Consider the following 1378-nt stretch of genomic DNA (forward strand, 5'->3'; position numbering starts at 1 on the left):
GGAATCGACACCAATCAATTCCATCAATTGTCTTAGCTTTTCAGAAGTGTTACCTTCTGAGTTTCTTAAAGAAAAAACAGTTCATGTTTTTCCTGACATACTGGTTGTTTTGTTCAGTTTTCAAGGAGCAAATTTCTTTGTTTCGCTTCAAATTGGCGACTTTATTAATATAACATGCTGTTGCTTTCATGTCAAGAGTTTTATTAATAAATTTAATTTGGTGGAGCCTAGCGGGATCGAACCGCTGACCTCCTGCGTGCAAGGCAGGCGCTCTCCCAGCTGAGCTAAGGCCCCAAAAGTTATTAGTGGTCGGGAAGACAGGATTCGAACCTGCGACCCCTTGGTCCCAAACCAAGTGCTCTACCAAGCTGAGCTACTTCCCGTAAAAATGGCGCGCCCGAGAGGAGTCGAACCCCTAACCTTCTGATCCGTAGTCAGACACTCTATCCAATTGAGCTACGGGCGCATGGTGCCGAGGACCGGAATCGAACCGGTACGGTAGTCACCTACCGCAGGATTTTAAGTCCTGTGCGTCTGCCAATTCCGCCACCCCGGCATACTACTGGAGCGGAAGACGGGATTCGAACCCGCGACCCCCACCTTGGCAAGGTGGTGTTCTACCACTGAACTACTTCCGCTTAATATATAAAATAAATGGTGCGGGTGAAGGGAGTCGAACCCCCACATCCGAAGATACTAGATCCTAAGTCTAGCGCGTCTGCCAATTCCGCCACACCCGCAAAATGGTGAGCCATGGAGGATTCGAACCTCCGACCCTCTGATTAAAAGTCAGATGCTCTACCGACTGAGCTAATGGCTCGTACTATTGTGGTGCACCATAAAAAAAGATTATACTAATAAGTTAAAAATGGTGCCGGCCAGAGGACTTGAACCCCCAACCTACTGATTACAAGTCAGTTGCTCTACCAATTGAGCTAGGCCGGCTTATAGAATTTTGATACCCAGACTGTATTTGTGCATTTATCGAGAATGCTCGTCGTGTTGCAAGTAATTTCGGTGAAGCAGCACTCCTCGCAGGCCTGCACCTGGAAGCTTACTCGATGAAGCTAGCGGCTTGCTCTACCAATTGAGCTAGGCCGGCATTTCTTTTATAAAAAATGGTGGAGGATGCAGGGCTCGAACCTGCGACCCCCTGCTTGTAAGGCAGGTGCTCTCCCAGCTGAGCTAATCCTCCCAAAAGTAAGTAACTTGTATCAACCGTAAAACTAAGTATTTTTCTTAAAAATCAGTTGAATGCCTGGCGGCGTCCTACTCTTGCAGGGGCAAAGCCCCAACTACCATCGGCGCTGGAGAGCTTAACTTCTGTGTTCGGGATGGGAACAGGTGTGACCTCTCCGCTGTTACTGCCAGACATTCC

Annotated in this window: 9 tRNA genes and 1 rRNA gene; all 10 read right to left on the reverse strand. The window is 48.3% G+C overall.

The features are described from left to right. Nucleotides 1-218 precede the first annotated feature (218 nt). The 10 genes from CIL03_RS19260 to rrf all read right to left on the reverse strand — a co-directional run bounded on the left by CIL03_RS19260 (nucleotide 219) and on the right by rrf (nucleotide 1372). Nucleotides 219-294 (reverse strand) — tRNA-Ala (locus CIL03_RS19260). Nucleotides 295-306: 12 nt separating this feature from the next. Further along, nucleotides 307-383: transfer RNA gene (locus CIL03_RS19265), tRNA-Pro, on the reverse strand. 6 nt (nucleotides 384-389) lie between these two features. Beyond that, a tRNA-Arg gene (locus tag CIL03_RS19270) sits at nucleotides 390-466 on the reverse strand. 1 nt (nucleotide 467) lies between these two features. Next, nucleotides 468-556: transfer RNA gene (locus tag CIL03_RS19275), tRNA-Leu, on the reverse strand. Between the two features lie 7 nt (nucleotides 557-563). Continuing rightward, nucleotides 564-638, reverse strand: a tRNA-Gly gene (locus CIL03_RS19280). 17 nt (nucleotides 639-655) lie between these two features. Continuing rightward, nucleotides 656-740 (reverse strand) — tRNA-Leu (locus CIL03_RS19285). A gap of 4 nt (nucleotides 741-744) precedes the next feature. After that, a tRNA-Lys gene (locus tag CIL03_RS19290) sits at nucleotides 745-820 on the reverse strand. Nucleotides 821-869: 49 nt separating this feature from the next. Beyond that, nucleotides 870-945, reverse strand: a tRNA-Thr gene (locus CIL03_RS19295). 174 nt (nucleotides 946-1119) lie between these two features. Beyond that, nucleotides 1120-1195, reverse strand: a tRNA-Val gene (locus tag CIL03_RS19300). Nucleotides 1196-1256: 61 nt separating this feature from the next. Further along, nucleotides 1257-1372: ribosomal RNA gene (gene rrf, locus CIL03_RS19305) — 5S ribosomal RNA — on the reverse strand. Nucleotides 1373-1378 lie beyond the last annotated feature (6 nt).

The sequence above is a fragment of the Virgibacillus indicus genome (assembly GCF_002266285.1).
GTDB classification, from domain to species: Bacteria; Bacillota; Bacilli; order Bacillales; family Amphibacillaceae; genus Virgibacillus_K; species Virgibacillus_K indicus.